This window comes from Ruegeria sp. AB10 (assembly GCF_056542745.1).
This window is the reverse complement of the sequence record NZ_JBQGAI010000005.1, coordinates 34,241-59,990: the sequence shown is the minus strand read 5'-3', so window position 1 is coordinate 59,990 and position 25,750 is coordinate 34,241. Positions and strand designations below refer to the sequence as shown.

Sequence of the window (25,750 nt, the reverse complement as noted above, 5' to 3'; positions counted from 1 at the left end):
TTACTATAAACAGGAAAATCCGCTGCTGTCTGCGGGGTTTGCGATCAGGATTGCTCCAGCAGCCCCTCGACCCAGTGTGGGACAGTTTCCGATGCAGGGCCGAGGATAACGTTGTCAAAGCTGGATGCCCCATCCGACGGAGCGAGGTTAAGCTCGACTGTTTGTGCGCCGGACATGCGGGCCTCGTGCACAAAGGCGGCGGCGGGGTAGACCTGTCCCGAGGTGCCGATGGCCGCGAACAGGGTTGCATCGGCCAGATGGTCGTAGATTGCGTCCATGTGGTAAGGCATCTCGCCAAACCAGACCACATCCGGCCGTGCCGTGGGGGCGTTGCAGGCCGGGCAGGTCTCACCCATCGCCATCTCGGGCGGTGCGGGCCAGCGGTGATCACAAGCCGCGCACAGCGCACAGGCCAGTGTCCCGTGCATGTGGATCACGTTTCGGGCGCCGCCTGCTTCGTGCAGGCTATCTACATTCTGGGTGACGATTACCACTTCACCGCGAAAGTCCAGTTGCAGGCGGGCCAGAGCCTTATGCGCCGCGTTTGGTGGAGCCTCAGCGGCCTGAACCCGGCGAGCGTTGTAAAACCCATGGACCAGGGCGGGGTTGCGGGCAAAGCCCTCGGGTGTGGCGACATCCTCGATCCGGTGCTGCGCCCACAAGCCGTCCTCGTCGCGGAACGTGCCCAGCCCACTTTCGGCCGAGATTCCCGCCCCTGTCAGAATGACGATCTTTTCCATCTTTGCCCCACGCGCTACACCTTGACCCATGACCCACCGTATCCTCTTTGTCTGTCTGGGCAATATCTGCCGTTCTCCTGCCGCCGAAGGCGCGTTTCGCGCCCGTGCGCCCCACCATATGACTGACAGTGCCGGAACCTCCGGCTGGCATATCGGAGAACCGCCCTATGAGCCGATGCAGGCAGCGGCGGGGGCACGGGGCATCGACCTGAGCGACCTGCGGGCGCGGAAATTCGTGGCTGAGGATTTTGATCAGTTCGACCTGATCGTCGGCATGGACGCCGAGAACATCAGCAGCATAGAAGCCTTGCGGCCCGCAGGGAATGAGACCCCGGTCCGTCTGCTGACCGATTTTGCGCCTGAGACGGGTGCTGATCATGTGCCCGACCCTTACTATACGCGGGATTTTAACGGGGCGCTGGATCTGATCGAGGTCGCGGTGGCGGGGCTCGATGCACATCTGCGGGCCTAGCCCATCACCTTCAGGCGGTCGGTAAGCCATGGCAATTGCGCCAGCGCCGGATCGACGATCTGGTTGCGCATCAGGCGGCGCATCATGTCGGCAACCTCTCGCGGTACCTGATCTGACCAGTCGGTGCGGGTAAACAGGGAAATCGTGCGCGAAAAATCCCCGAACGGGGCGGGGTGTGCCTCAAGCGCGTCGTGGAACCGGGTTGCCCGCATGTAGCCCAGCGGCGTCGTGATCGCCCAACCCAGGCCGCGCGCGACCATCGCCATCAGCGCCAGATGCGAGCCGATTTCGAACCGTTCTTCGTATTCCAGCCGCTGCCGGGCCAGATGTGCCTCGATCTGGCGGCTGATCAGTTGTTCGCGGGCATAGCGTAGAAAGGGCAGGTCCTGAACGGCGTTCTCAACACCTTTGGGCGTCACCAGAATGAACGGGTCCTGAACCAAGGGGTATTCGACCACGCCTTCCAGCACCTCGCCGGAATGGGCCGAGACCATAAGATGCAGGCGCTGGGCCTCCAACTCTTGGAACAAATCCAGGCTGGGCAGGGTGAGCAGCTTGAAGTTCGAACGAGTCAGGCTGTCGGCCAGCAGAGTCGCCAGCCGCGGGGTCAGGTCGTTGTCGAAATCATCGATCAGCCCGATGGACAGGGTGGTCAGATGGCCCAGGTCCATCACCGTCAACTCGCTTTGGGCCATCTGTAATTCAGCCAGCACCGCCTCGGTCCGGGCCAGAAAGCTGCGCCCCGCCTGCGTCAGCCGCATGGGGCGACGTCCGTGATCGACCAGTTCGGTCCCCAGGGCATTTTCCAGATTGCGCAATTGCTGCGATACCGAGGGCTGGCTGAGCCCCGTGATCTCGGCGGCCTGCGCCACCGATCCCGTCCGCGCCAGGGCCTCGAACACTTCGAGCCCGCGCAGGGTCAGCCCTTTCATTACCATCTGATACACCTTTCGCTGCGCCTTTTCTGGGGCGCAGTGTCGATCAGGTCAAGGATTGAGGTCAGCTTAGCTGCAGATCGCCTGCGCCATCTGGCCAAAGTTCCGATACCGATCCCACAGCGCATCATCGCGCGCGGTTTTCGACATCTTCAACTCCTGCGCCTGATGGGGGTCGCTGAACCACTTGGCGACCGTCTTTTGATCGCTGCGGGTCAGCGCCTGATTGGCCACCCGCTGGATACAGCTGCACCGGTCCCGCGTCGCGGCTGTGCGGTCGGACGCCAGACACGCCCGCTTGATCTGCGCCGCCTCGCTAGGAGTCGGGGCCACCGCCGTCAACGACGTGGCGCAAAATGCGATTAAGAGGAACTGTTTCATGCTCGAGCCTCGTTTTTGCCTGCCCGGACGGGTCTTTTGCCCCTCTCGGTCTGGGAGGGAGTATGAATCAAACTGGATTCGGGATCAATCATGTGGTGCGAAAATGTGATTGCGCCCAACTGCTTTGTGGCGTTTTCTGCCCAAACTCAGCTTTTCTGACGGCAAAGGTGCGAAGATGTTGAAAAAATACGGACGCACATTCCACTTACCGCAATCCCCTGGTGCCACAAGTGATGATAAGATCATGTCCAGCGTCGATGAGTTGGCGTTGGCTGATGAGGTGGTAATCACCGAAAAGATGGACGGTGAGAATACGACAATTCACAGCCAAGGCTGTCACCCTCGTAGTATCGACGCAAGGTATCACCAGTCGCGAGATTGGATGAAGGCTTTCGCAGCTGGTGTCGCGCCTCAACTTTCCGAGGATGAGCGCATCGTCGGCGAGTATCTGTTCGCGCGTCATTCCATCGCGTATTCCCAGTTGCCGGCCTATTTTCTTGGTTTTGCATGGATCAAGGCCGAGAGAGTTCAGCCGTGGGACGCGACGCTTACACGCTTTTCCGACCTTGGAATCACCCCCGTTCCAGAACTTTATCGCGGGCGGTTCTCCACTCAGGTCGTGGTGGATGTAATTGCGGGCCTCGATCTCGAAACACAAGAGGGGTTTGTGGTTCGCACGACCGCGGCCTTCAAAGAAAAAGAAATGCCCACTCACCTTGCGAAATACGTACGTGAGGGCCATGTGCAAAGTGAGACGCATTGGATGAACGCGGAACTAGTGAGAAACGGGCTGGCCTGACTGGGCGGAGGCCTCGCAAACAAAGGGTTTCGCAGCGTGCCTTGCCACCTTGACCACAGCCCATTTCCGACGCATATCCCCAACCCATGACAGACCTCGCTCATATCCGCAATTTCTCCATCGTCGCGCATATCGACCATGGCAAATCCACCCTTGCTGACCGGCTCATTCAAGAGACCGGAACGGTCAAGGATCGCGACATGAAGGAACAGCTGCTCGACAGCATGGATATCGAGCGGGAACGCGGCATCACTATCAAGGCCAACACGGTCCGCATCGACTATACCGCCGACAATGGCGAGAAATACGTGCTGAACCTGATCGACACCCCGGGCCACGTGGACTTTGCCTATGAGGTCTCGCGATCCATGCGTGCGGTTGAGGGCTCTCTGCTGGTCGTGGACTCGACCCAAGGGGTCGAGGCGCAGACGCTGGCGAACGTGTATCAGGCCATCGACGCCGATCATGAGATCGTGCCGGTGCTGAACAAGATCGACCTGCCTGCGTCCGATTGTGACCGCGTGGCCGAACAGATCGAGGATGTGATCGGCATCGACGCGACCGACGCCATTCAGGTCAGCGCCAAGACGGGGCAGGGCATTCACGAGACGCTTGAGGCCATCGTCACCCATCTGCCCGCCCCGCAGGGCAATCTGGACGCGCCGCTCAAGGCGATGCTGGTGGATTCGTGGTACGACGCCTATCTCGGCGTCATCGTTCTGGTCCGCATCATGGACGGCACGCTGAAAAAAGGGATGCGGGTCAAGTTCATGTCGAACGGCACCCTGCATCATGTCGACCGGGTCGGCGTCTTCCGCCCCGAGATGGAGATGGTCGACAGCCTCGGCCCCGGTGAGATCGGCTTTCTGACGGCGTCCATCAAACAGGTCCGCGACACCCGCGTCGGCGACACCATCACCAATGACCGCAACGGCACCGAAGTGGCCCTGCCGGGCTTCAAACCCGCGCAGCCGGTGGTGTTCTGTGGCCTCTTCCCCGTGGACTCCGCTGAATTCGAAGACCTGCGCGACGCGATTGAAAAGCTGGCGCTGAACGACGCCTCGTTCTCATACGAAATGGAAACCTCGGCCGCGCTGGGCTTTGGCTTCCGCTGCGGCTTTCTGGGCCTCTTGCACCTCGAGGTGATCCGCGACCGGATCGAACGCGAATACGATATCGAACTGATCACCACCGCGCCCAGCGTGATCTACCACGTCTTCATGAAAGACGGCGAGATGATCGAGCTGCATAACCCCGCCGACATGCCGGACCTCAGCAAGGTCGACCACCTTGAGGAACCGCGCATCAAGGCGACTATTCTGGTGCCCGACGAATACCTTGGCGACGTGCTGAAACTGTGTCAGGACCGCCGCGGCATCCAGATGGACCTGACCTATGCGGGCAGCCGCGCCATGGTCGTCTATGACCTGCCGCTGAACGAGGTCGTGTTCGACTTTTACGACCGACTGAAATCGGTGACCAAGGGCTATGCCAGTTTCGACTACCAGATGACCGGCTACCGCGAGGACGCGTTGGTCAAGATGTCGGTGCTGGTGAATGACGAGCCGGTGGATGCGCTGTCGACCATGGTTCACCGCGACCGGGCCGAGATGCGGGGCCGGGCGATGTGCGAAAAGCTCAAAGACCTGATCCCGCGCCACATGTTCAAAATCCCGATCCAGGCGGCGATCGGCGGCAAAGTCATCGCGCGCGAGACCCTGAGCGCCCTGCGCAAGGACGTGACGGCGAAATGCTACGGCGGCGACGCCACGCGGAAACGCAAACTGCTGGAGAAGCAGAAGGCCGGTAAGAAAAAGATGCGCCAGTTCGGGAAGGTAGATATCCCGCAGGAGGCATTCATCTCTGCGTTGAAGATGGATAGTTGAAGTCATCCAACGTCGGACCGACGTTGGATGACTTCAATATTTAAGATGGAAAGGTGGGCCATCCAAGCGATTGACTACCACCTGTAGTCAGATGAAGCATCGTATTCACTCGAATTGGCTTGAGAAAATCCCTCAATGTCTGGAAACAAAGACAGTCGGTTGATGCAAAACACTTGATCAAGCTTTTTGAGACAGTCTGACTTTAGTTCAGGTGAAATGTAATAGAAGCATTGGCCTTCATTAGTTTCTTCATAAACCATCGACCCCATTTGACTGCTACTGGCCGATCCAAACAGAAAACATGATGATTGAGCCGCGACACGAGGTGTTACTGTCGACGGATCATAGAGCATTGGATGCTTAAAGCTCTTAGCGATCACCAACTCAGCGCGGTATTCTTCACTAGGATGTTCTTTTTCCATTCCGCCGACTTGATCGCAATGCAGTCCAAATAAGATTCCTGGAGATTTTGGTTTGCTGGAACAGGCAAACCAGAGGCCAACAAGTGGGTTCTTGCTCACATCCAATAAGCATGTAGAGGCACCGTAGTGCCGTAGTTTTGTGATTAATTCCCAATCGTTTAGTTCGCGACCATCCGTAAAGCTAAAGCCGCTGTGCTTTGCCCGTTTGAGCATACTTACATCGTTTGCTATCGCCTGGTCGTTAAAATTCTCAATCGAGAACCTCATGGAGTTTTTGACGCGCCTCATCGACGTGGTCTCAATCGGCCAATCCGCTTCTGCTTGCCCCCTCCAGAATCTTGAGGAAAAGTAGGCGCTATTGTCCATCTCACAAACACTACTTATCAATTCTTCGAAGCAGACTGGTGCTCTAATTTTTCCAAATAGTTTTGTTTCAGCTAGTTTTGGTTTCATAGAGTAGGGCCTATTTGTCTGCTTGAAGCGAATGGCTTCGCAGATAAATCATCGCGTTGAATAGCTTGCAAGTCGTTAGCAAACGTCAGTTACATTTGTCTCGTACCAACCCACCCACCCGGTGGCACCGCCGGACCGCGTCATGCTGAAAGCATGCCTCTGGCATGACCCGCCCCCGACAAACCGGAGGTTTGCCTTCGGCAAAATGGGCGGCGCGTTTGCGCCTCCCCTCGGGTCGGTCGCGGCCCTCAGTTCTGCTGATTGACCCTCTGTGACCCACCTCACAGCCCCAACCCCTCCCGCCTGCTATCGTTGACCTGGCGGCAACCTCAGTGGGAGGTCCCTATGTCTACATCGCTCATCCCCCTTATCGCCTTCGGATCGGCGGGTCTCTATTCCATTGCCATGATCGCGATGAAGTTCTGGTGGAAAATCCCCGGGATCGGCCTCAGCCTGCTGATCGTTGCAACTTTGCTAGCCGCCGCATCGCTGGAACTCGCCGCCCTGCGTGAGGAGAGGTTGGGCATCATCTATACCGGCATTCTGGGGGCCGAGGTCATCCTGATCGCCATCGCGTCGTACTTCCTGTTTGGTGAGAATTTCTCTTATCGCGAAGCTATAGGGATTGGCCTTGTCCTAGTCGGAACCGCACTGGCATGGGCCTGATTGCGCTGCGATTTCTGACCCAGATCAAGGACCGCTCCCGGCCTCGGTTCTAGGCTCTGCGAAAACACACCGAAAACAACGAGGCCCCTATGTCGCCCCTGACGCTGATCCTTCACATTTTCCTTGGTTCCACCCTCGCCGGGTCCGCTGTGATTGCGGTTCTGGCCATGGGGTATTCCGCGTGGACGACCATCCTGATCGCTGCGGTTGTCGGCTTTGTCGCGGCGTTCCCGGTCTCGTTTATGGTGGCCCGCAAGCTCGAAGGCTGAGGCCCGGTTTAGACGCAAAGAACGGAATGTGTTATCCTCCGCGCGGGGGACCGCGTTCAGGCGGTTTTTTCTTTACATGCTTGCAACGCCAGACCCTCAGAAATGAGAGGTTATTATGCACAAGTTCTTAATTGCGACCGCAACCACAGCCCTGACCCTCGGCCTGTCCGCAGGCTTGGCCATGGCCGAGACCTATGACGCCGCCGGCAAGGGCATGGGGATGAATGCGAACCAGGTCTATGGCATCTCGGACGGCCACGCGGTGGTGAAAACGCAAACTGATTATGACAGTTTCGAGGTCGCCGCCGGGCACCCTCTGGAAGGCGCGAGCGGGTCGTGTTTCGGCGCGGTGCTGATCAATGGGGCCGGGGTGTCGGGCACTGGCAATTGCGTGTTCGATACCGCATCGGGCGACAAAGCGGTGATGACATGGACGGCCACGGGCCTTGGTGAGGGTGGCGCTTTGACCGGTGACTGGACGGTCTCGGGTGGCTCGGGCAATTGGGCGAGTGCGACCGGGGGCGGCAGCTTTTCGTCTCTGACCGACCCAGATACCAAGAAATTCGTCAATACGATCTCTGGTAGTATTACGGTGGAATAAGTAATTTTTCACAATGGCTTGGGACGGGGAGTATATCCCCGTCCACCGGAAACGTCTGAGGGTTCAATGAATCACAGATGAAGTTTCCCTCAGGTAAGTTGTAACCGTCTTTCTCGCTTCCAATCTGTTCAGCAGGCCAAGGACGGCCACTGTTTGGAGGAGAGAGCCAATGACCAGATACATGACTGCCGGAGCAGCCGCTCTGGCCGCGACCCTCACCCTTGGAACCGCCGCTCTGGCCGACGCGCCGGACCTGCGCGGCACATGGCTGGGGTCGTATACGACCGTCTCGCCATCCCATACCTATCGCGGCGATGAACCCCGGTTCAATCAGGCCGAGTGGATGCTGGACATCCAGATTCAGGAAGAAAACGTCTTCTGGGGTCCCAGCAAGTGGCGGCGCGATGGCGACACCGAATGGAATGAGAACGAGGCCACCGGCACCATCAGCCTCGACGGGACCGGCAGTATCGGGATCGTCGAAACCTCACCGCTGGTCATCGGCGCGAATGCGTTGATCGATGCCCGGTACGAAGACGGAAAGATCTTTGCGGATTTCCGTAGCCTGCGTAACGGAACGACCTACAGCACCGTTCTGGAACGTCAGGTGAACTGAAGCGTCTCTGGCCCGATCGGTCTGTAGGGGGTACTGGCTGCTGTTCGGTGCAGCGTGGAATTGGTAATCCCGGTCTGGCCAGAGCGCTTCTCAGGAAACGGAACCATTGTCTCCGACGAATGGAGACGGGTCGGACGACCATTGCATCACCTGCGACAGGGTTTGGATCGGCACATGCCGGAATACGGCGTAGCCCGGCACGGGCGGTCCGGACCTCGTGAACCTTCAGCGCGGCGTCGCAGATGGGGCGGGTGCGTCCGACCTTGGTTCCGTTTCCATGACTCTCGCCCCTCAGGAGCCGGGAGACGAATCGCAAAATCAAAAATTCAGGAGCAGGGCGTTCTGATTTCGCGCATAGAAGCCTGCTTACCCCCTTCGCAGTTGCAGAAAAGCGGCCTGAATGGGCGTTTTGACGTGATTCAGAGTTTTCCTGCGTCAAACTGGCAGGGCCGCTCGACTTCCGGACTTATCCCCAAAGTTCTCCCAGAGGATATCAACACGTTATCCCCGTCTAATTTTCATGCTGCAGTGCTAATTTCTTGTCGGATTCCGGCGCCGGTGCAACCATCACCCAACCACATCGGTTCTTGGGAACCTGGGTGGGACGCAAAGGCCAGGGGGTCGGCGCGGTGAGGGCGGGTTCTAGGATCTGACTTGTTGCGCAGAGACTTACCGGTGGGTGGTCTTGTGATCGGGATATTGCATCCGGATCAGATGGCCAGCCTCTCAGAAGGCCGACGCGTGCTGTGAGGCGCCTTTTGGCGCGGCATAGCAGCCGTGGCCCTTGTCAGGGTCAGGGCAACTGGCTCGGGACGTCCCCCGGACGTGTCGACCCGGCAAGGCGTCAGGAGTGTCCGAGAGGATACGTGCATAGACCGCGTCTGCGCACCTGACGCCTTTTCCTTTCGCCTTATCTCGGCGTGAAACAGGCTGCCACTTTACCCTTGCCAAAAAACTACGGGGTTCTTGTGCGTTCACAAGAACCCCGTCGCCCTGTCAGAAAGGCAATACCACGTCCATGCACCTGTACCCTACGCCAGGTTGGCTGGGTTTTCAGCAATATGTCGGGGGCGTTGGTCGCGGAAAGTCGATATATGGTGTATTAAAGGTTCTGCTGAACGTCCGTGGCCGCGTTCTGAATCGCGTCCCCCGCTTTCTCGATGTCTTTGCCAGCACCTTTTGCAGTTTCGCAGGCGGTGAGGGTGAAAAGGGCAAGCCCAATCAGAATTGCACGGATCATCAGTGTCTCCATTCGTGTCAGTCCTGTGTTGCGTAACAGCTTTCCCTGAATGGAACCAGTGCTTTGAAGCCGATTCAGTCTCTGAGGATCGGTGGGGCAACCACGCCGACCGACACGCGGCAGAGCTGTACAATCAGCCTTTTTCCTCGCCGCAGAACATGTCGTAAACCAGTTCGATCATGCGGCGCGGGCGGTCATCGGCCAGGCGGTAAAAGATCGCTTTGCCCTCGCGGCGGGGCGTCACCAAACCTTCGAGGCGCAAACGCGACAACTGCTGGGACACCGCCGCCTGACGGGCGGACAGCAGCTCTTCCAGCTCGGTTACGGATTTTTCGCCCGACACCAGATGGCACAGGATCATCAGGCGGCCTTCGTGGCTGATGGCTTTCAGAAAATTCGACGCACGCGTTGCGTTTTCAACCATCTTGTCGAACGACTCGGGGGACATATCTTGGGAAAGCTGTGGAAGGGCCATCGTGTTTTCCTTGTTTACGCGCAAACTTGGTGGACGCTGAGTGCGGGTTCGCTGACGCGAGGTTCTTGCGTACATATTTTGCGCATGTATTTCCATATGCATGAATCAAAATGATGTGATGTGAGGTCGGAAATATGTGTTGAGCGCTGTTCGCGCTGATTTCATAAGAGCGGGTACAGCATTCAAATCACGGCCGCGAGGCACGAAGTCTCCGGTCCCCCTTGCAGCCCCCCGGTGGCAACACTAAGACTCGGGTAACGTTTCTTCGGGTAATGTCCCGATCCATAGCAAAGCAGGCAGGTTCAGAATGTTCGATCCAGTTGATACCTATATGAATACGCTCGTCCCGATGGTGGTCGAACAGACCAGCCGTGGCGAACGCGCCTATGATATTTTCTCGCGCCTTCTGAAAGAGCGGATCATCTTCATCAACGGCCCGATCCATGACGGGATGAGCCATCTGGTCGTCGCCCAGCTGCTGCATCTCGAGGCGGAAAACCCCAGCAAAGAGATTTCGATCTATATCAATTCGCCTGGCGGTGTTGTGACCAGCGGTTTGTCGATTTACGACACAATGCAGTATATCAAGCCGAAATGTTCGACATTGGTGATTGGTCAGGCGGCCTCGATGGGGTCGGTTCTGCTGGCCGGTGGCGAGAAGGGAATGCGGTTCTCGCTGCCCAACAGCCGTATCATGGTGCACCAGCCCAGCGGCGGTTACCAGGGCCAGGCCAGCGACATCATGATTCACGCCGCCGAGACGCAGAAACTGAAAGATCGCCTGTATGACATCTACGTGCGTCATACCGGCCAGACCAAAAAGGCGGTTGAAAAAGCGCTGGATCGTGACAATTTCATGAGCCCGGAAGAGGCGAAGGATTGGGGCCACATCGACGAAATCGTCGAAAACCGCGCCAAATTGGACGGCGACGAGGCCTGACGTTGAGCCCCCGCGCGCATTGCGCGGGGCGCATTTTGAGATTGTAGCTGTCTCGGTGCTGTCCTAAGCTGCACCAACAGGCGGCAAGCGCGGTTCAGGACGGGCCGCAGGGACGAAGCCCGAAAGGTAGAACATGGCGACGAATTCAGGCGGTGACGGCAAGAACACGCTCTACTGTAGCTTCTGCGGCAAGAGCCAGCATGAGGTACGCAAGCTGATTGCCGGCCCGACCGTGTTTATCTGCGATGAATGCGTCGAACTGTGCATGGACATCATCCGCGAGGAAACCAAGGCCAGCGGGCTGAAATCCTCGGACGGTGTGCCGACGCCCAAGGATATTTGCGAGGTTCTGGACGATTACGTGATCGGTCAGGCCACGGCCAAGCGGGTTTTGTCGGTGGCCGTGCACAATCACTACAAACGCCTGAATCATGCCCAGAAAGCGGGCAGCGATATTGAGCTGGCGAAATCCAACATCCTGCTGATCGGCCCGACCGGCTGCGGCAAGACGCTGCTGGCACAGACGCTGGCGCGGATTCTGGACGTGCCGTTCACCATGGCCGATGCAACCACGCTGACCGAGGCCGGTTATGTGGGCGAAGATGTCGAGAACATCATTCTCAAGCTGCTGCAGGCCAGCGAATACAACGTCGAACGCGCGCAGCGCGGCATCGTTTATATCGATGAGGTCGACAAGATCACGCGCAAGTCCGAAAACCCCTCGATCACGCGGGACGTGTCGGGTGAGGGCGTGCAGCAGGCGCTGTTGAAGCTGATGGAAGGTACTGTTGCCAGCGTTCCTCCGCAGGGTGGGCGCAAGCATCCGCAGCAGGAATTCCTGCAAGTCGACACCACGAACATCCTGTTCATCTGCGGTGGCGCGTTTGCCGGTTTGGACAAGATCATCGCGCAGCGCGGCAAAGGTTCGGCCATGGGCTTTGGCGCCGATGTGCGTGACAATGACGAACGCGGCGTGGGCGAGATTTTCAAGGATTTGGAGCCCGAAGACCTGCTGAAATTCGGTCTGATCCCGGAATTTGTTGGCCGTCTGCCGGTTCTGGCTACGCTGGAGGACCTGGATGAGGATGCTCTGGTCACCATCCTGACCAAGCCCAAGAACGCTCTGGTCAAGCAATACCAGCGCCTGTTCGAACTGGAAGACGCCGAACTGGCCTTTACCGACGACGCGCTGAAGTCGATTGCCAAGAAGGCCATCGAACGGAAAACCGGCGCACGTGGTCTGCGGTCGATCCTCGAAGATATTCTGCTGGACACGATGTTCGAACTGCCCGGCATGAAGAACGTGACCGAGGTTGTGGTCAACGAAGAGGCGGTATCGTCCGACAAACAGCCGTTGATCATCTACGCGGATGCGGCGGAATCGGCCTCGGCCGGTTAAGTTCTAACGGATTTAACAATCACGGCGCGGCACTGACCGCGCCGTTTTCTTGTGGGGGTCATCATGACGATCAGACGTATTTCCTCGGGCGGAGAATACGAGGCCAAAGTCGGATATTGCCGCGCCGTGGTTGCGAATGGATTTGTCTTTGTTGCCGGAACCTGCGCGCAAGGTGACAACATTCCCAAAGATACTGTCGGTCAGTGCAAATCCGCTCTTGATGCCATTGAAAAAGCGCTGGCTGAGGCTGGGACGGATTTCGCGCATGTGGTCCGTGTGAACTATTACCTGCCCGACATGAGCGAATTTGAACTATGTTGGCCTCTGTTGGTCGAAGCATTCGGTGCCAATCCTCCGGCGGCGACAGTGACCGAATGCAATCTGATAACCCCTGAAGACCGCATCGAAATCGAAGTGACCGCAGTTTTGCCGGAATAGCAGGTGCGGCCCTAGTGGCTCTGGACCTTGGCGAGCCTTTGGTCCATATCTGCGGGAACAGAAATGTCGGAGGCAGCCGATGGGTATCCTGAACAGTCTATTGCGGGCCGTAACCTGGTGGAACGGAGCCACCTTGAACACGCAGATCTATACTGCGCGGAAAGGTGAGAAAGTCGGCGAAGACAACGAAGGCAATGTCTTCTACCGCAATGCCGACGACAGCAAACGCTGGGTGATTTTCAACGGTGAGGCCGAGGCCAGCCGGATTGACCCCGACTGGCACGGCTGGCTGCACCGCACCTGGGATGAGCCGCCGACCGATAAGCCGTTGCAGCACAAGTCCTGGGAAAAACCGCATCAGGAAAACCTGACGGGGACGGCTCTGGCCTATACCCCTGCAGGGTCTCTGCGCCGCGTCGACCCGGTCGAGCGCACGGATTACGAGGCCTGGAGCCCGGAATAAACGAGGCGAGCGATGTCGACCTATAACGTTACCGAAGTTCTTGTCGGTGGGGCCGTTCTGGCCTGCGCCGTTGCTTTTGGCGTTTATGCCAGTCAGTCCACCGGCCTGTCGCAGGGCGGTGCTGGATATCAGCTTGAGGCTTCTTTCCGCTCGCTCGAAGGTGTGGGCGTTGGCACGGATGTGCGTCTGGCCGGGGTCAAGATCGGCACTGTGACGGGCGTGACCCTGAACCCGGATACCTATCGCGCGGACACCACATTTTCGATTGCGGACGGCATTCTGGTGCCGGATGACAGCGCCATCGTGATTTCCTCCGAAGGATTGCTGGGTGGCAATTTCGTTGAGGTGATGCCGGGTGGCTCGCCCTTCTTTTTTGAGCCCGGCGATCAGGTCGAAGACACGCAGGGCGCGGTCAGCCTGATCTCGCTGCTGGTCAAATTCGTGGCCGGAGACGGCGGCGAATGAGGCGTTTTGCCCTGATCGCAGCGCTATTGGCCGCCTCGGGTGCAATGGCACAGCAAAAGGCGCAGTCAGGCCCCGGGGCGATCCTGCGGGGGCTCGACAAGGTCAGCGGTCATACCGTCGACGTGGAAATGCAAAACGGTGAGACCACAGCGGTTTTTGGTCTGGACATTGCACTTGGGGATTGCCGCTATCCGGCCGAGAACCCGACCGGTGATGCCTTTGCCTATTTGACGATCTGGGAAAAAGGCAAGTCGGATGAATTGTTTGACGGCTGGATGATTGCCACCTCACCGGCGCTGAACGCGCTGGATCATGCGCGTTACGACGTCTGGGTGATCCGCTGTATGACCGCTTCGGGTGACTGAGCCAGCGGCGCGGTGAAATCCGCGCTGGCGTTGATCGCCTCTTCCAACTCTTGCCGGTATTGCGTTCGGGGAATTTCGATCGCGCCCAGCGATGCCAGATGCGCAGTCAGAAACTGCGTGTCGAACAGCTGAAACCCGGTTTGCCGCAGGCGGTCCACCAGATAGGCCAGAGCGATTTTCGACGCGTCCGTCCGGCGCGAGAACATGCTTTCTCCGAAAAACGCCGCCCCCAATGCGACACCGTAGACACCCCCGACCAGATGGTCCGCGTCCCATACCTCCAATGAATGCGCGTGGCCCAAGCGGTGGATCTGCTGGTAGAGATCCCGCAGCTCGGCGTTGATCCATGTGTCCGCGCGATCTGCGCAGCCGTCGACGACACCGACGAAATCCTGATTGATCGTTACCGTGAAGCCGCATTTGCGGATGCGCCGTGCAAGGCTACGCGAGACGTGAAAACCATCCAGGGGAAAAACACCGCGGAATTTGGGGTCAACCCAGAACAGCTCGGGCGCGTCACGGTGTTCGGCCATCGGAAAAATGCCGATGGAGTAGCTGTGGAGTAGGAGTTCCGGGGAAAGGCTCATTGGAAATGCCCGAAGGCCGAAGGGCTGGTGCCCTTCGACCTCGTTGTCTTAGTCGGCCATATGCTCCGCAAGCCAACGCTCCAGCCAGTGGATGTTGTAGTTGCCGCTGTGAATGTCAGGCTCCTGCAACAAGGCGTGGAACAGTGGTACGGTGGTATCGATGCCATCCACGATCAACTCACCCAAGGCCCGTTCCAGACGCGCCAGCGCTTCGGCCCGGTCGCGGCCCTGCACGATCAGCTTGGCGATCAGCGAGTCGTAATAGGGCGGGATCGAGTACCCGTCATACAGCGCCGAATCCATCCGCACACCCAGACCACCCGGCGCATGATAGGCTGAGATTTTGCCCGGGCAGGGCGAGAAGTTGGGCAGCTTTTCGGCGTTGATCCGAACCTCGATGGCGTGGCCGTTGATTTCCAGATCATCCTGACCGAACGACATGTCCTCACCAGCGGCGACAAGGATCTGTTCGCGCACCAGATCGACGCCAAAGATGCCCTCGGTCACCGGGTGTTCCACCTGCAGACGGGTGTTCATTTCGATGAAATAGAACTCGCCATTCTCATACAGGAATTCGATGGTGCCCGCACCGATATAGTTGATCTTGGCCACGGCGTCGGCGCAGATCTTACCGATCTTGGCGCGTTCTTCCGGGCTGATCGCGGGGCCGGGAGCCTCTTCGAAGACCTTCTGGTGACGGCGCTGCAGGGAACAGTCGCGCTCGCCCAGATGCACCGCCTTGCCCTTGCCATCGCCAAAGACCTGAATCTCGATATGGCGCGGCGTGGTCAGGTATTTCTCGATATAGACCTCGTCATTGCCAAAGGCGGCTTTGCCCTCGGCGCGCGCGGTCATGAAGGCGCTTTCCATCTCGGCGGCGCTGTTGGCGACTTTCATACCGCGACCGCCGCCACCGGCGGTGGCCTTGATGATGACGGGATAGCCGAATTCCTCACCGATACGCTTGGCGTCGGCCAGTGTGGGGACGCCGCCGTCTGAACCGGGTACACAGGGAACACCCAGCGCTTTCATCGTATCCTTGGCGGTGATTTTGTCGCCCATCACGCGGATATGCTCGGCGGTGGGGCCGATGAAGGTGATGCCGTGATCTTCGACGATCTGCACGAACTCGGCATTCTCGGACAGGAAGCCATAGCCGGGATGGATCGCCTGTGCGCCGGTGATCTCACAGGCCGAGATGATGGCAGGCACCGAGAGATAGCTTTGCGGACTGGGCGGGGGGCCGATGCACACCGATTCGTCCGCCATGCGCACATGCATCGCGTCGCTGTCGGCGGTCGAATGCACGGCGACCGTCTTAATCCCCATCTCGCGCGCGGCGCGGATCACACGCAGGGCGATCTCGCCTCGGTTGGCAATCAGGATTTTGTCGAACATGGGCCCGCCTTACTCAACGATGACCAGAGGGGTGCCGAATTCCACCGCGTCGCCGTCGCCCACAAGGATACGCTTGATGGTACCCGACTTGGGCGCGTGGATGTGGTTCATGGTTTTCATCGCTTCGACGATCAGCAGCGTGTCGCCTTCGGACACCGATGCACCAACCGAGATGAACGCGGGCGCGCCTGGCTCGGCCTGCATGTAAACGGTGCCGACCATGGGCGAGGTCACGGCGCCGGGATGGCTGGCCGGATCTTCCTGTGCGGCGGGCGCCTCGGCTGCGGCAGGGGCCGGAGCGGCCGCCGGCGCTGCTGCAGGCGCTGCGGCCGGAACCGCGACCTGAACCGGAGCGGCAGCGACCTGGGTCATGCGGCTGACGCGCACGTTCAGGCTGTCTTCCTCGCCATATTCGCGTTTGACCTGCAGCTCGGTCAGGTCGTTTTCGCGCAGCAATTCGGCCAGTGCCTTGATGAATGCCACATCCGCTTCGTGTTTGGTGTCTGTCATGAGTGTCCTCGACGGTTCCCCTTTGGCCCGTCTGTTCCATGCGGGCTTTGGTCTGATTACGCAGCGTTATAAGCCATGCGCCCGGTCATGAAAAGCGCAGTCTGAGCGTGTGATGTAAGGGTTTTAAAGAAGATTTCAGGGGGCGAAAGGGCCTAAAGCGGCATTCCCGAAAGTTTCGCCACCAGTTCGGGCAGTTTGCGGGCTCCGAATTTCTCCAAAAGGCGGGCGCGGTAGGCCTCGATCGTGCGATAGCTGAGGTCCAGTTCCGCGCCGATTTCCTTGGCGGACAGGCCGCGGCAGGACAGGATCGCCACCTCACGTTCACGTGCTGTCAACTCGACCAGGGGGCGTTCTTCCGAAATGTCGGAAAAACTCCAGATACCGTGGCGGAACGGGTCATCCGGGGTCAGTGATCGCCCGCGTGCGCGGCACCAGAACAGATCGCTGTTGCGCCGCCGCATGACGCGTTCATCGGTGTAATACCCGGTGTCGCGCATCACCTGCAGGCTGCGCGCGCCGATACGTTCCCAGTCGGCCACAGAGGGATACAGGTGCAACAGGGGCATATTGCGGTAATCCATGGCCTCGCCGCCAAAGGTACGGGCAAACTGCAAATTGCAGCGCCGGATGATCCGGTTCTCCAATTCGACAAGCCCGATTGGTGCATATTCAAAGGCGGGGTCGCTCATGCGGCTATCGTGCAGGGATTTCAGTGGAAATAGAAGGGGGCCTGCGCAGATTCTGCGCTGTCCTTGCCCGCGTCGGGCAGGTGTGTTTTGTCAAGCTTGTAAATGGTCTATGAAAACTCTGCCTTAACCACTAGAAATACATCAAGAGTTCTGAAAATCGATCGGGGTGAAATTTGGCTGGTTTCGCTTTGGGAAGGGTGGGAACATGCGCGATACGCTGACGGGCAGCCGTATCCGGGAAAGGCGTCAGATCGCGGGGCTGCGGCAGGCAGAACTTGCGCGTCAGGTCGGGATTTCAGCATCTTATCTAAACCTTATCGAGCATAACCGCCGCCGGATTGGTGGAAAGCTGCTGGTTGATATCGCCGGGGCGCTGGCGGTAGAGCCGTCGGTGCTGACGCAGGGGATTGAGGCCACGCTGATCGCGGCGCTGCGCGAGGCTGCCGCCGATGCCGTTGGCCAGCAGGCAGAACTGGACGGGCTCGAAGAGTTCGCCGGGCGGTTTCCCGGATGGGCTGGTGTGCTGGCGCAGATGCACCGCCGGGTCGTGTCGCTGGAGCGGACCGTTGAAACCCTGTCGGACCGTCTGACCCACGACCCGCACCTAGCGGCCTCAATGCACGAGGTTCTGTCGACAGCGGCTGCGATTCGGTCAACCGCCGCGATTCTGGCGGATACGCAGGACATTGAACCCGAATGGCAGGACCGCTTTCACAGCAACCTGCACCAGGATGCCGAGCGTTTGGCCGAAAGCTCCAAATCGCTGGTCGCTTATCTGGATGAAAGCGATTCTGACGGCGATCATCGCGGCGTGCCGATGGAAGATGTCGAAGCGTTTTTCGAAGCCCGTGGGCACCATTTCCCAGAGGTCGAAGAGGGTGGGCGCGACGCGGACATTGACCTGAGTGCTCTAGAGTCGACGGCTGCAAAAACCGTGGCCATGGATTTCCTTAAAGTCTATGCTGCGGATGCCCGCGCCATGCCGCTGGACCAGTTGCAGACCGCCCTGGACCAAGCCCCGCTGGACCCGTTGCAACTGGCGGCGCGCTTTTCAGTGAATGTCGCGACGGTGCTGAGGAGGCTGGCGGCTTTGCCGGGCGGGTATCTGGGGCGACCGACTGGGCTGGTGGTGTGCGATGCCTCTGGCAGTATCCTTTTCAGCAAATCTGTGCCCGGTTTTGCCATGCCGCGCTTTGGCGAGGCCTGCCCTCTGTGGCCTCTGTTTCAGGCGCTGAACCGGCCGTTGGTGCCGATCCGCAAACGTATCGTACAGCTTGGGCGGACGGCGGCGGTATTCGATTGCTATGCCTATGCGTGGCCACAGCACATATCCGGTTTTGATGACGGGCCGGTCTATCGCTCGGTGATGCTGGTGCGGTCGGTCGAGGACGTTGCGCAGGGTGAACAAGCAGTTGCTCGGGTTGGTCCCAGCTGTCGGGTCTGCCCCAGCAGCGATTGTGTGTCGCGCCGCGAACCGTCAATCCTGAGCGAACGTTTTTGACAGTTTCCTGACAGAACGCGTAAGCTGGCTGAGATGGGTCGAAAAGTTTATGTCCCGTCACGGGGAGGACAGATAATCATGAGCCGCAAGGTTCTGCTAATTGAGGATGAGCCGAACATCGCCGAGGCCATTCGGTTTCTGCTGACACGTGAGGGTTGGCTGGTCGAGACGCACGCCGAAGGCAGCGACGCATTGCAGGTCATCCAGGGCGCAAGCCCGGATCTTGTGATCCTGGACGTGATGCTGCCGGGCAAAAGCGGGATGGAGATTTTACGAGACCTGCGCGAAGTGGACGGTATGCAGAGCCTGCCGGTTCTGATGCTGACCGCGCGGGGGCAGTCTCGGGATCGGGAAATGGCCGAAAACGCGGGTGTCAGTCGCTTCATGACCAAACCTTTTTCCAATACCGAGATGCTGACTGCAGTACGGGACCTGTACGCGCAGGCGACCCAGTCATGAGTTCGGACGAAGACCGTCAGCCTTCGGGCATCCGGCCTTCGCTGTTTCTCGAACGGCAGAGCTATCGCCGTCGCAGGTTGTCGGATGCCGCACGGCTGTTGCCCTTTCTGGGGGCGGCCCTGGTGGCCATCCCATTGTTATGGCCCGATGGCCAGAACACGCAGGAGGGTGTGTCTCTGTCCTCGGCGATCTTTTATATCTTCACTTGCTGGGGCGCCATGATCGTGGCCAGCCTGGTGTTTGGATTTGCCGCCAGGCGCATGGGAACCCATGACGAATCCGAACCCGAGACGGACCGATGGCAACGCTGAACGTTCTGATCCTGGTATGTCTGGGCTATGTGGTGCTGCTGTTCGGTGTCGCTTTTGCCGCCGACAGACTGGCTGCCGCCGGGCGGGGGGCGTGGTTGCGGTCGCCGCTGATCTATACGCTGTCGCTGTCGATCTACTGCACAGCCTGGACGTTTTACGGGGCCGTCGGCAATGCCGCGCGGTCGGGGCTGGAGTTCGTAACGATCTATCTGGGCCCGACGCTGGTCATGATCAGCTGGTGGTGGGGCCTGCGAAAGCTGGTGCGGGTCGGGCGTAGCCAGCGGGTGACCTCGATCGCCGACCTGATCTCCTCGCGCTACGGCAAGTCCAACACGCTGGCGATCTGTGTGACCATTCTGGCGGTGCTGGGTGGCACTCCCTATATCGCGCTGCAACTGCAATCTATCACCCTTTCGTTTTCGATCTTTGCCGAGGCTGACCCCACGGGTCTTTATCGCGAAGGTTCCAGCGTGTTCTGGGTGGCCGCCGGTCTGGCGGTCTTTGCCATCCTCTTCGGCACCCGCAATCTGGACGTCAACGAACGCCACCACGGTGTTGTGACCGCCATTGCGCTGGAATCGGTGGTGAAGCTGTTCGCCTTGCTGGCCGTGGGCGCGTTTGTGGTTTGGGGCATCGCAGGGGGTGTCGGTCCCATGATGGACCAGATCGACGCATCCGAGATCGGCCAATGGAACGTGGATGCCGGGCGCTGGACCACTTTCATCTTTTTGTCTGCGGCAGCCTTCATATGCCTGCCGCGCATGTTTCAGGTCATGGTCGTTGAAAACGCCGACGAAGGTCATCTGAGAACCGCGGCGTGGGCTTTCCCACTGTACCTGCTGCTGATGAGCCTTTTTGTTGTGCCCATTGCCGTTGTCGGTCTGGACCTGTTGCCCGAAGGATCGAACCCCGACCTGTTCGTTTTGACTGTGCCGCTGTCGCAGGGCAATGACTGGCTGGCGATGCTGTCCTTTATCGGTGGGTTTTCTTCGGCCACGTCCATGGTCATCGTGACGGCCATGGCGCTGTCGACGATGGTGTCGAACCACGTGGTCATGCCGATCTGGCTGAGCACGCAGGAAGGGTCCGGCTCCGTATCCGGCGATGTCAGGAACGTCGTGCTGTTGGCACGGCGGGTGTCGATCGCGGTGATTATGGCGCTGGGCTACTATTATTATCGCCTGTCCGGCGGCGGTGCGGCTCTGGCCTCGATCGGGTTGATTGCCTTTGCCGGGGTTTCCCAGATTCTGCCCGCTCTGGTCGGTGGCCTGTTCTGGCGCGGGGCAACGCGGATCGGCGCCTTGGTGGGGTTGACGGTAGGGTTTCTGCTGTGGGTCTACACCTTGCTGCTGCCGGGGATGGACGGCGTGTTGATGCCCGAGACGGTGCTGCAAAACGGTCCGTTCGGCTTGGGTTGGCTGCGCCCGCAGGCCCTGTTCGGGATCGAGGGCATGGACCCGATGGTGCACACGGTGATGTGGTCCCTGTCCCTGAACACTATCGCATTCTGCGTTGCGTCGCTGCTGAGCTTTCCCAGCCCGCTGGAGCGCCTGCAGGGCGCGCAATTCGTCAATGTCTTCGATCACTCTGTCGCGCCCCGCGGTTGGTCCGGCTCGGTTGCGCAGAGCGAAGACCTGATGATCATGACCCAGCGAATACTGGGGGCAGGCCCCGCACAGGAGTTCTTTCAGGCCGAGGTGGACATGCAGGGCGGACGCTCCGGTCTTCCGGAACCCACCCCCGCCTTTCTGGAACGGCTGGAACGCGAGCTGAGCGGTTCAGTGGGCGCTGCCACAGCCCACGCGATGATTGGCCAGATCGTCGGCGGCTCGTCCGTGTCGGTCGAGGACCTGCTGGCCGTGGCCGACGAATCGGCACAGTTGCTGGAGTATTCCAGCCAGCTAGAGGTGAAATCCGCCGAACTGACCCGAACCGCACGGCAATTGCGCGAGGCGAATACCAAGCTGACGCAAATCTCGGAACAGAAGGACAGCTTCCTCAGTCAGGTCAGTCACGAGTTGCGAACACCCATGACCTCGATCCGCGCGTTTTCCGAGATCATGCGCGATACCGAGGGGCTGAGTGGGGAAGAACAGACGCGCTATGCCGCGATCATTCACGACGAAGCCCTGCGCCTGACCCGGTTGCTGGACGATCTTCTTGATCTGAGCGTTTTGGAAAGCGGACGGGTTCATTTGAATGTTGGAGATGATACGCTTCGCTCGGTACTGGATCGGGCTGTGCCCAGCGCTCTGGCCGGATCAAGTCGGGTTCTCACAGTCCGGCGGTCGAAGACCGCAGAGCGCATTCCGCTACACACCGATCTGGATCGGTTGGGGCAGGTCTTTATCAACCTGATTTCCAATGCGCAGAAGTACTGTGATGCCGACGGGCCGGTGCTGACGATCTCGGCCCATGATGTCGGCGGGCAGGTGGTGATTGATTTTGCCGACAATGGCAGCGGTATCCCGCCCGAGGCCCGCTCGATGGTGTTCGAGAAATTTGCCCGCGTGGGCGTCGACAAGGCGGGCGGGGCCGGGCTGGGCCTGGCGATCTGCCGCGAGATCATGCAGCGGCTGGGGGGCGAGATCACCTATCTGCCCGGGCAGGGCGGGGCAGCGTTTCGTGTCAGGCTGCCAATGGCGTACCAACAGGCGGCGCAGTGACGCGGGCGTAAAGATATTCGTAACCTAAACCGGGTTAGACCGGATATCGGATACAGCAATCAACAGCGGTTTCGGGCATGACGCAGACGGTCAGCGCAGCTTTGACGCGCAAGCTTTCAGTGGGACAGGAAGAGCAGGGCGACAAGCCGCGCTCGGTTCTGCGCGCGCTGCGGTTGGCCTTTGCCCGCGCTGCCGGGGATCGATTGCAACTGCCCATGGTTGTCATTGGCGCCAGGCAATCCCACCGAACTCCGGACCTGTTGGCGGATCAGCTCGGGGAAGACTGGCTGCTGTTGCAGTTTGTAGATGGCGACGGGATGTCGGCGGCCATCTGCATGGATTTGGGGGCGGTTTCCGCCATTGTTCAAGTGCAAACCATTGGCGAGGTGATGGCGGATGAGCCCGCCCCCCGCACGTTTACGCATACGGACGGAGCAATGGTGGCACCACTGGTCGAAGACGCCTTAGCGCGTGCGGTCGATCTGGTAGAGGCCCCGGTGGATCAATCCAGCTTGTCCGGGTTAGAGTTTTCCACCCGTCTTGCAGATCTGCGTACATTGTCGCTGGCCATGGTCGAAGACGCGTATCGGGTGTTTGATCTGACCGTGGAACTGGGCGGCGGTTTGCGGCAAGGGCAGATTTCCGTGTTTCTGCCGGACCGGGTCGCAGAAGATGCCGACGAGAACACGCAAGAGGACACAGGCCCAAATCTGGAACAGGCATCGGGTGTATTGCGGGCCGAGCTGAATACGGTGATCTGCCGCATGTCGCTGCCTCTGGCGTCACTTTCTCATCTCAAGACGGGGGACGTCCTGCCCCTGACGGGGGCAAGGCTGGATCGGGCAGAGGTCCTAACGATTGACCGCAATCGCGCCGCGATTGGCCGGTTGGGACAATGTGGCGGGATGCGCGCGGTACGTCTGAACGAATACGCGCCGCTGACGGCGTTGACCCATTCCGAAGCTGAGGAATTTCTCGAGGCTCGCTCGACCACAACCCCGCAATCTGACCCGGACATGCCCCCGCCAACGGAGCCAGCGCGGATGCCGGTCGCATTCGATCCGGGTGCAACAAGCGACATAGAGTCCAACCTGAATTTCGCCGATTCAGATCAGATGGTGGCCGAGATTTCGCAACTGGCCGGTCTGAAACTATCAGACACGGATCCGGATGCGCTGAGTTAAATCAGCCTGCACCGCCGCGAATCTGATCCAGAGTCGGGCGCAGGTTTTCCAACGCGTAACCCGCTTTGGTGGTGGCATCCAGAATGTCATCCGTGCTCATCCGGTCGCACTGACCCAGCGCCCAAACCACGGAACAGCGCGTGCCCGAGGCGCAATAGGCCAGAACCGGTCCGCCGCAGCTTTCGGCCAACTGGCGTTGCAGGGCCACATTCTCTGGCGTCATGGTCTGGTGCGTCAGTTCCAGAACTTCGTACTCCAGCCCCGCTGCGCGCACCGCTTCACCGATCGCATCCGACTGCATGTTCGCCGGAACTTCGGCATTGGGCCGATTGCAGATCACTTTGACAAAGCCGGCCTCGGCAATGGCTGGAACGTCCTCGACCGTGATTTGCGGCGAGACGGCGTAGCGGGGGGTAATCGGGCGAATCTCCATGCCAATTGATTAGGCCGCGTTTGCGACTCTGTCCAGTTGGGCGCTCAACGTCGGCGCCGCGAACATGCCCGCGATCATTGCCAGCACAAAGACAACCCCGCCGACCCCGCCATAACTGAGCGAGGCGAGGGCAGGCCCGGGACACAACCCGGCCAGCGCCCAGCCCATCCCGAAAAGCACAGAGCCAAGGATCAGGCGGCGGTCCAGTTCGGGTGCGGCAGGTTTAGGAAACTGTCCGCCGGTCAGGGGGCGTCGATGGGTCGTCAAGCGCCAGGCGATCAGCATTGGCAGGATCGCTCCACCCATCACAAAGGCGAGTGTCGGGTCCCATTGTCCGAAGAAATCCAGCCAACCCTGTATCTTGGCGGTGTTGGTCATGCCGGACAGCAGCAGGCCCGCGCCGAACAGAGACCCCGCGAGAAGGGAAACGAGCGCACGCATCAGATCACCCCCCAAACATGGCGGAACAAGGTAATCGTCACAACGCCGGCCCCGATATAGATCAGTGTGGCAACAATACCGCGCAGCGAGAACCGCGAAATCCCGCAGACACCGTGGCCGGAGGTACACCCGTTGGCGATGCGTGTGCCGGCGCCCACAAGCAGACCGGCGATGATCACTACGGTGAAATTGCTGGTCAAATGTGTTTCGGGTGCCGGAGACAGCAGGGGCCGCAGCAACAGGGGCGTCCCAATCACGCCCGCCAGAAAGCTCAGCCGTTCCAGCGAACGGTCGCTTTGGTCGACCAACCCGCCCAGAATGCCGCTGGCCCCCATGATGCGACCGTTGCCCAACAGGTAAATGGCGGCGCCAAGGCCAATCAGAATGCCTCCGCCAAGGCCCCAAATCCAGTCTGTATGCATTTTGTGTCCTTTGCCGTTCGCGGCCAGAGGTTCAGAGCTTGTTCAGGGGAAGTTTCAAAAACACGTCACCATGTTCATCCGCCGGAGGCATCTGCCCCGCACGCATGTTGATCTGCAGGGACGGCAGGATCAGACGCGGCATGGACAGCGTTGCATCCCGGGTGTCGCGCATCTCGACAAATTCCTCGACCGAGCGGCCCTGACCGATATGAACATTCAGCGCCTTCTGCTCGCCAACCGTCGTTTCCCAGGCATATTCATCGCGCCCCGGTGCCTTGTAATCATGGCCAACAAAAACCCGTGTCTCATCCGGCAGCGACAGGATTTTCTGGATCGAGTCATACAACATGGCAGAAGACCCGCCCGGAAAGTCGCAGCGCGCCGTGCCGAAATCCGGCATGAAGAGCGTGTCCCCGACAAAAGCCGCGTCGCCGATCACATAGGTCAGGCAGGCGGGCGTATGTCCGGGCGTGTGCAGCACGTCACCGCGCATCTGGCCGACGTGGAAACTGTCGCCTTCGCGGAAGAGGGCGTCGAACTGGCTGCCGTCACGCTGAAACTCGGTGCCTTCGTTGAAGATTTTGCCGAAGGTTTCCTGAATGGTGACTATCTGATCACCGATACCGATCTTGCCGCCCAATTCCTGCTGCAGGTAGGGCGCCGCTGACAGGTGATCGGCGTGGACGTGGCTTTCCAGAATCCAGTCGACCCGCAGATCATTCTTACACACATGGTCGATGATCTGATCCGCCGAGCGCGTGTTGGTGCGACCCGAGGCGTGGTCGAAATCCAGAACACTGTCGATGATCGCACAGGCAAGGCCTGCGGGCTCTTGCACCAGATAGGAAACCGTAAAGGTCTCGGGATCGAAAAACGCTTTTACTATGGGTGTCATGTTGCTCTCCGCCGGTGCCGCTATTTCATATATTAATTACGGAATATGTCATAATCAACATGCATAATTTGATGCTGGTCAAGGCACTGAAGTCTCACTATGGGTAAAATTTAGTCAATCCGCTTTTGGACAACCGGAGCGGCAGGGCCAGCAGGCGGATTCCCGCGCGATTTTCGGGTAATCTCGGCCAGTCTTAAAATGGTCACATATATCAGAGTAAATAAAGACA

32 protein-coding genes are annotated in these 25,750 nt (G+C 59.3%); 18 read left to right on the top strand and 14 right to left on the bottom strand.

Translation table 11 applies throughout. The annotated features are described in order from the left end of the window. Positions 1-44 precede the first annotated feature (44 nt). Positions 45-740, bottom strand: coding sequence for an NAD-dependent deacylase (locus ACR0NT_RS11685; protein ID WP_170672464.1), 696 nt, complete (start codon positions 738-740; stop codon positions 45-47). Between the two features lie 28 nt (positions 741-768). Between ACR0NT_RS11685 and ACR0NT_RS11680 the strand changes: the two genes are divergently transcribed. Next, a complete protein-coding gene (locus ACR0NT_RS11680; protein WP_170672207.1) occupies positions 769-1,212 on the top strand; it encodes a low molecular weight protein-tyrosine-phosphatase in 444 nt (147 codons plus the stop codon). Here ACR0NT_RS11680 and ACR0NT_RS11675 read toward each other — a convergent pair. Both ACR0NT_RS11675 and ACR0NT_RS11670 read right to left on the bottom strand, forming a co-directional pair. After that, positions 1,209-2,150: a LysR family transcriptional regulator gene (locus tag ACR0NT_RS11675; RefSeq protein ID WP_170445791.1), complete on the bottom strand. Its 942-nt coding sequence runs from the start codon at positions 2,148-2,150 to the stop codon at positions 1,209-1,211. The genes ACR0NT_RS11680 and ACR0NT_RS11675 overlap by 4 nt on opposite strands. A 66-nt stretch (positions 2,151-2,216) precedes the next feature. Then, a complete protein-coding gene (locus tag ACR0NT_RS11670; RefSeq protein ID WP_170445172.1) occupies positions 2,217-2,528 on the bottom strand; it encodes a hypothetical protein in 312 nt (103 codons plus the stop codon). 175 nt (positions 2,529-2,703) lie between these two features. Here ACR0NT_RS11670 and ACR0NT_RS11665 point away from each other — a divergent pair, with 175 nt between their 5' ends. Together ACR0NT_RS11665 and lepA are read left to right on the top strand one after the other, a co-directional pair. After that, a complete protein-coding gene (locus ACR0NT_RS11665; protein WP_170445169.1) occupies positions 2,704-3,327 on the top strand; it encodes an RNA ligase family protein in 624 nt (207 codons plus the stop codon). A gap of 86 nt (positions 3,328-3,413) precedes the next feature. Further along, positions 3,414-5,213 carry a translation elongation factor 4 gene (lepA, locus tag ACR0NT_RS11660; RefSeq protein WP_170672205.1) on the top strand — a complete coding sequence of 600 codons (1,800 nt, stop codon included), beginning with the start codon at positions 3,414-3,416 and terminating at the stop codon, positions 5,211-5,213. Positions 5,214-5,287: 74 nt separating this feature from the next. Here lepA and ACR0NT_RS11655 read toward each other — a convergent pair whose 3' ends face one another. Next, positions 5,288-6,088, bottom strand: coding sequence for an FRG domain-containing protein (locus tag ACR0NT_RS11655; protein ID WP_170672204.1), 801 nt, complete (start codon positions 6,086-6,088; stop codon positions 5,288-5,290). Between the two features lie 345 nt (positions 6,089-6,433). On the opposite strand from ACR0NT_RS11655, the gene ACR0NT_RS11650 reads away from it, so the two are divergent. The 4 genes from ACR0NT_RS11650 (at position 6,434) to ACR0NT_RS11635 (ending at position 8,240) form a co-directional block, all read left to right on the top strand. Further along, entirely contained in the window at positions 6,434-6,754 is a 321-nt protein-coding gene (locus ACR0NT_RS11650) for a hypothetical protein (RefSeq protein ID WP_170672202.1), read from the top strand. Positions 6,755-6,843: 89 nt separating this feature from the next. Beyond that, complete coding sequence (locus tag ACR0NT_RS11645; protein WP_170672200.1) at positions 6,844-7,023, top strand: CTP synthetase; 180 nt, start codon at positions 6,844-6,846, stop codon at positions 7,021-7,023. 115 nt (positions 7,024-7,138) lie between these two features. Then, complete coding sequence (locus ACR0NT_RS11640) at positions 7,139-7,624, top strand: hypothetical protein (protein ID WP_170672197.1); 486 nt, start codon at positions 7,139-7,141, stop codon at positions 7,622-7,624. A gap of 169 nt (positions 7,625-7,793) precedes the next feature. Beyond that, complete coding sequence (locus ACR0NT_RS11635) at positions 7,794-8,240, top strand: hypothetical protein (protein ID WP_170672195.1); 447 nt, start codon at positions 7,794-7,796, stop codon at positions 8,238-8,240. Between the two features lie 1,102 nt (positions 8,241-9,342). Here ACR0NT_RS11635 and ACR0NT_RS11630 read toward each other — a convergent pair. Next, positions 9,343-9,480: an entericidin A/B family lipoprotein gene (locus ACR0NT_RS11630; RefSeq protein ID WP_170445788.1), complete on the bottom strand. Its 138-nt coding sequence runs from the start codon at positions 9,478-9,480 to the stop codon at positions 9,343-9,345. A gap of 133 nt (positions 9,481-9,613) precedes the next feature. Continuing rightward, entirely contained in the window at positions 9,614-9,955 is a 342-nt protein-coding gene (locus tag ACR0NT_RS11625; RefSeq protein WP_170672193.1) for a metalloregulator ArsR/SmtB family transcription factor, read from the bottom strand. A gap of 307 nt (positions 9,956-10,262) precedes the next feature. On the opposite strand from ACR0NT_RS11625, the gene ACR0NT_RS11620 reads away from it, so the two are divergent. The 6 genes from ACR0NT_RS11620 to ACR0NT_RS11595 all read left to right on the top strand — a co-directional run bounded on the left by ACR0NT_RS11620 (position 10,263) and on the right by ACR0NT_RS11595 (position 14,025). Beyond that, positions 10,263-10,895: an ATP-dependent Clp protease proteolytic subunit gene (locus ACR0NT_RS11620; RefSeq protein WP_170326811.1), complete on the top strand. Its 633-nt coding sequence runs from the start codon at positions 10,263-10,265 to the stop codon at positions 10,893-10,895. Positions 10,896-11,028: 133 nt separating this feature from the next. Continuing rightward, positions 11,029-12,294 carry an ATP-dependent Clp protease ATP-binding subunit ClpX gene (clpX, locus tag ACR0NT_RS11615; protein WP_058282413.1) on the top strand — a complete coding sequence of 422 codons (1,266 nt, stop codon included), beginning with the start codon at positions 11,029-11,031 and terminating at the stop codon, positions 12,292-12,294. A 63-nt stretch (positions 12,295-12,357) separates the two neighbouring features. Beyond that, the gene (locus tag ACR0NT_RS11610) at positions 12,358-12,732 is read left to right on the top strand and encodes a Rid family hydrolase (RefSeq protein WP_170672191.1); all 375 of its coding nucleotides are present in this window, start codon (positions 12,358-12,360) and stop codon (positions 12,730-12,732) included. A gap of 79 nt (positions 12,733-12,811) precedes the next feature. Then, a complete protein-coding gene (locus ACR0NT_RS11605; protein WP_170445141.1) occupies positions 12,812-13,195 on the top strand; it encodes an NADH:ubiquinone oxidoreductase subunit NDUFA12 in 384 nt (127 codons plus the stop codon). Positions 13,196-13,207: 12 nt separating this feature from the next. Beyond that, complete coding sequence (gene mlaD, locus ACR0NT_RS11600; protein WP_170445138.1) at positions 13,208-13,660, top strand: outer membrane lipid asymmetry maintenance protein MlaD; 453 nt, start codon at positions 13,208-13,210, stop codon at positions 13,658-13,660. Next, positions 13,657-14,025, top strand: a complete 369-nt coding sequence (locus tag ACR0NT_RS11595; protein ID WP_170672189.1) for a DUF2155 domain-containing protein — start codon at positions 13,657-13,659, stop codon at positions 14,023-14,025. Before mlaD ends, ACR0NT_RS11595 begins: the two co-directional genes overlap by 4 nt. On the opposite strand, the gene aat is transcribed toward ACR0NT_RS11595, so the two are convergent. The 4 genes from aat to ACR0NT_RS11575 form a co-directional block, all read right to left on the bottom strand. After that, complete coding sequence (aat, locus tag ACR0NT_RS11590; protein WP_170672187.1) at positions 13,980-14,612, bottom strand: leucyl/phenylalanyl-tRNA--protein transferase; 633 nt, start codon at positions 14,610-14,612, stop codon at positions 13,980-13,982. The genes ACR0NT_RS11595 and aat overlap by 46 nt on opposite strands. 48 nt (positions 14,613-14,660) lie before the next feature. Then, complete coding sequence (gene accC / locus ACR0NT_RS11585) at positions 14,661-16,010, bottom strand: acetyl-CoA carboxylase biotin carboxylase subunit (RefSeq protein WP_170445129.1); 1,350 nt, start codon at positions 16,008-16,010, stop codon at positions 14,661-14,663. Between the two features lie 9 nt (positions 16,011-16,019). Further along, positions 16,020-16,520 carry an acetyl-CoA carboxylase biotin carboxyl carrier protein gene (accB, locus tag ACR0NT_RS11580; RefSeq protein ID WP_170672185.1) on the bottom strand — a complete coding sequence of 167 codons (501 nt, stop codon included), beginning with the start codon at positions 16,518-16,520 and terminating at the stop codon, positions 16,020-16,022. A 152-nt stretch (positions 16,521-16,672) separates the two neighbouring features. After that, positions 16,673-17,209, bottom strand: a complete 537-nt coding sequence (locus ACR0NT_RS11575; protein ID WP_170672183.1) for a LuxR C-terminal-related transcriptional regulator — start codon at positions 17,207-17,209, stop codon at positions 16,673-16,675. A gap of 205 nt (positions 17,210-17,414) precedes the next feature. On the opposite strand from ACR0NT_RS11575, the gene ACR0NT_RS11570 reads away from it, so the two are divergent. From ACR0NT_RS11570 to ACR0NT_RS11550, 5 genes are all read left to right on the top strand, one after another. Continuing rightward, complete coding sequence (locus tag ACR0NT_RS11570; protein ID WP_170445121.1) at positions 17,415-18,710, top strand: helix-turn-helix transcriptional regulator; 1,296 nt, start codon at positions 17,415-17,417, stop codon at positions 18,708-18,710. A gap of 78 nt (positions 18,711-18,788) precedes the next feature. Then, positions 18,789-19,169 (top strand): response regulator, encoded by a 381-nt coding sequence (locus ACR0NT_RS11565; protein WP_170445119.1) that lies wholly within the window; start codon positions 18,789-18,791, stop codon positions 19,167-19,169. Further along, on the top strand, positions 19,166-19,480 hold the full coding sequence (locus ACR0NT_RS11560; protein ID WP_170445115.1) for a hypothetical protein: 315 nt from the start codon (positions 19,166-19,168) through the stop codon (positions 19,478-19,480). Before ACR0NT_RS11565 ends, ACR0NT_RS11560 begins: the two co-directional genes overlap by 4 nt. Beyond that, the gene (locus tag ACR0NT_RS11555; RefSeq protein WP_170672181.1) at positions 19,468-22,146 is read left to right on the top strand and encodes a sensor histidine kinase; all 2,679 of its coding nucleotides are present in this window, start codon (positions 19,468-19,470) and stop codon (positions 22,144-22,146) included. The genes ACR0NT_RS11560 and ACR0NT_RS11555 overlap by 13 nt, the downstream gene beginning before the upstream one ends. Before the next feature lie 77 nt (positions 22,147-22,223). Beyond that, positions 22,224-23,330: a flagellar motor switch protein FliM gene (locus ACR0NT_RS11550; RefSeq protein WP_170672179.1), complete on the top strand. Its 1,107-nt coding sequence runs from the start codon at positions 22,224-22,226 to the stop codon at positions 23,328-23,330. Position 23,331: 1 nt separating this feature from the next. Here the strand turns inward: ACR0NT_RS11550 and ACR0NT_RS11545 are convergent, their stop codons facing one another. From ACR0NT_RS11545 to ACR0NT_RS11530, 4 genes are read right to left on the bottom strand one after another with little or no spacing between them, the layout of a single operon-like run. Next, the gene (locus ACR0NT_RS11545; protein ID WP_170672177.1) at positions 23,332-23,763 is read right to left on the bottom strand and encodes a TIGR01244 family sulfur transferase; all 432 of its coding nucleotides are present in this window, start codon (positions 23,761-23,763) and stop codon (positions 23,332-23,334) included. Between the two features lie 9 nt (positions 23,764-23,772). Further along, positions 23,773-24,204, bottom strand: a complete 432-nt coding sequence (locus ACR0NT_RS11540; protein ID WP_170445103.1) for a DUF6691 family protein — start codon at positions 24,202-24,204, stop codon at positions 23,773-23,775. Beyond that, complete coding sequence (locus ACR0NT_RS11535) at positions 24,204-24,626, bottom strand: YeeE/YedE thiosulfate transporter family protein (protein WP_170445098.1); 423 nt, start codon at positions 24,624-24,626, stop codon at positions 24,204-24,206. Before ACR0NT_RS11535 ends, ACR0NT_RS11540 begins: the two co-directional genes overlap by 1 nt. A gap of 31 nt (positions 24,627-24,657) precedes the next feature. Then, positions 24,658-25,521 (bottom strand): MBL fold metallo-hydrolase, encoded by an 864-nt coding sequence (locus ACR0NT_RS11530; protein ID WP_170672175.1) that lies wholly within the window; start codon positions 25,519-25,521, stop codon positions 24,658-24,660. Positions 25,522-25,750 lie beyond the last annotated feature (229 nt).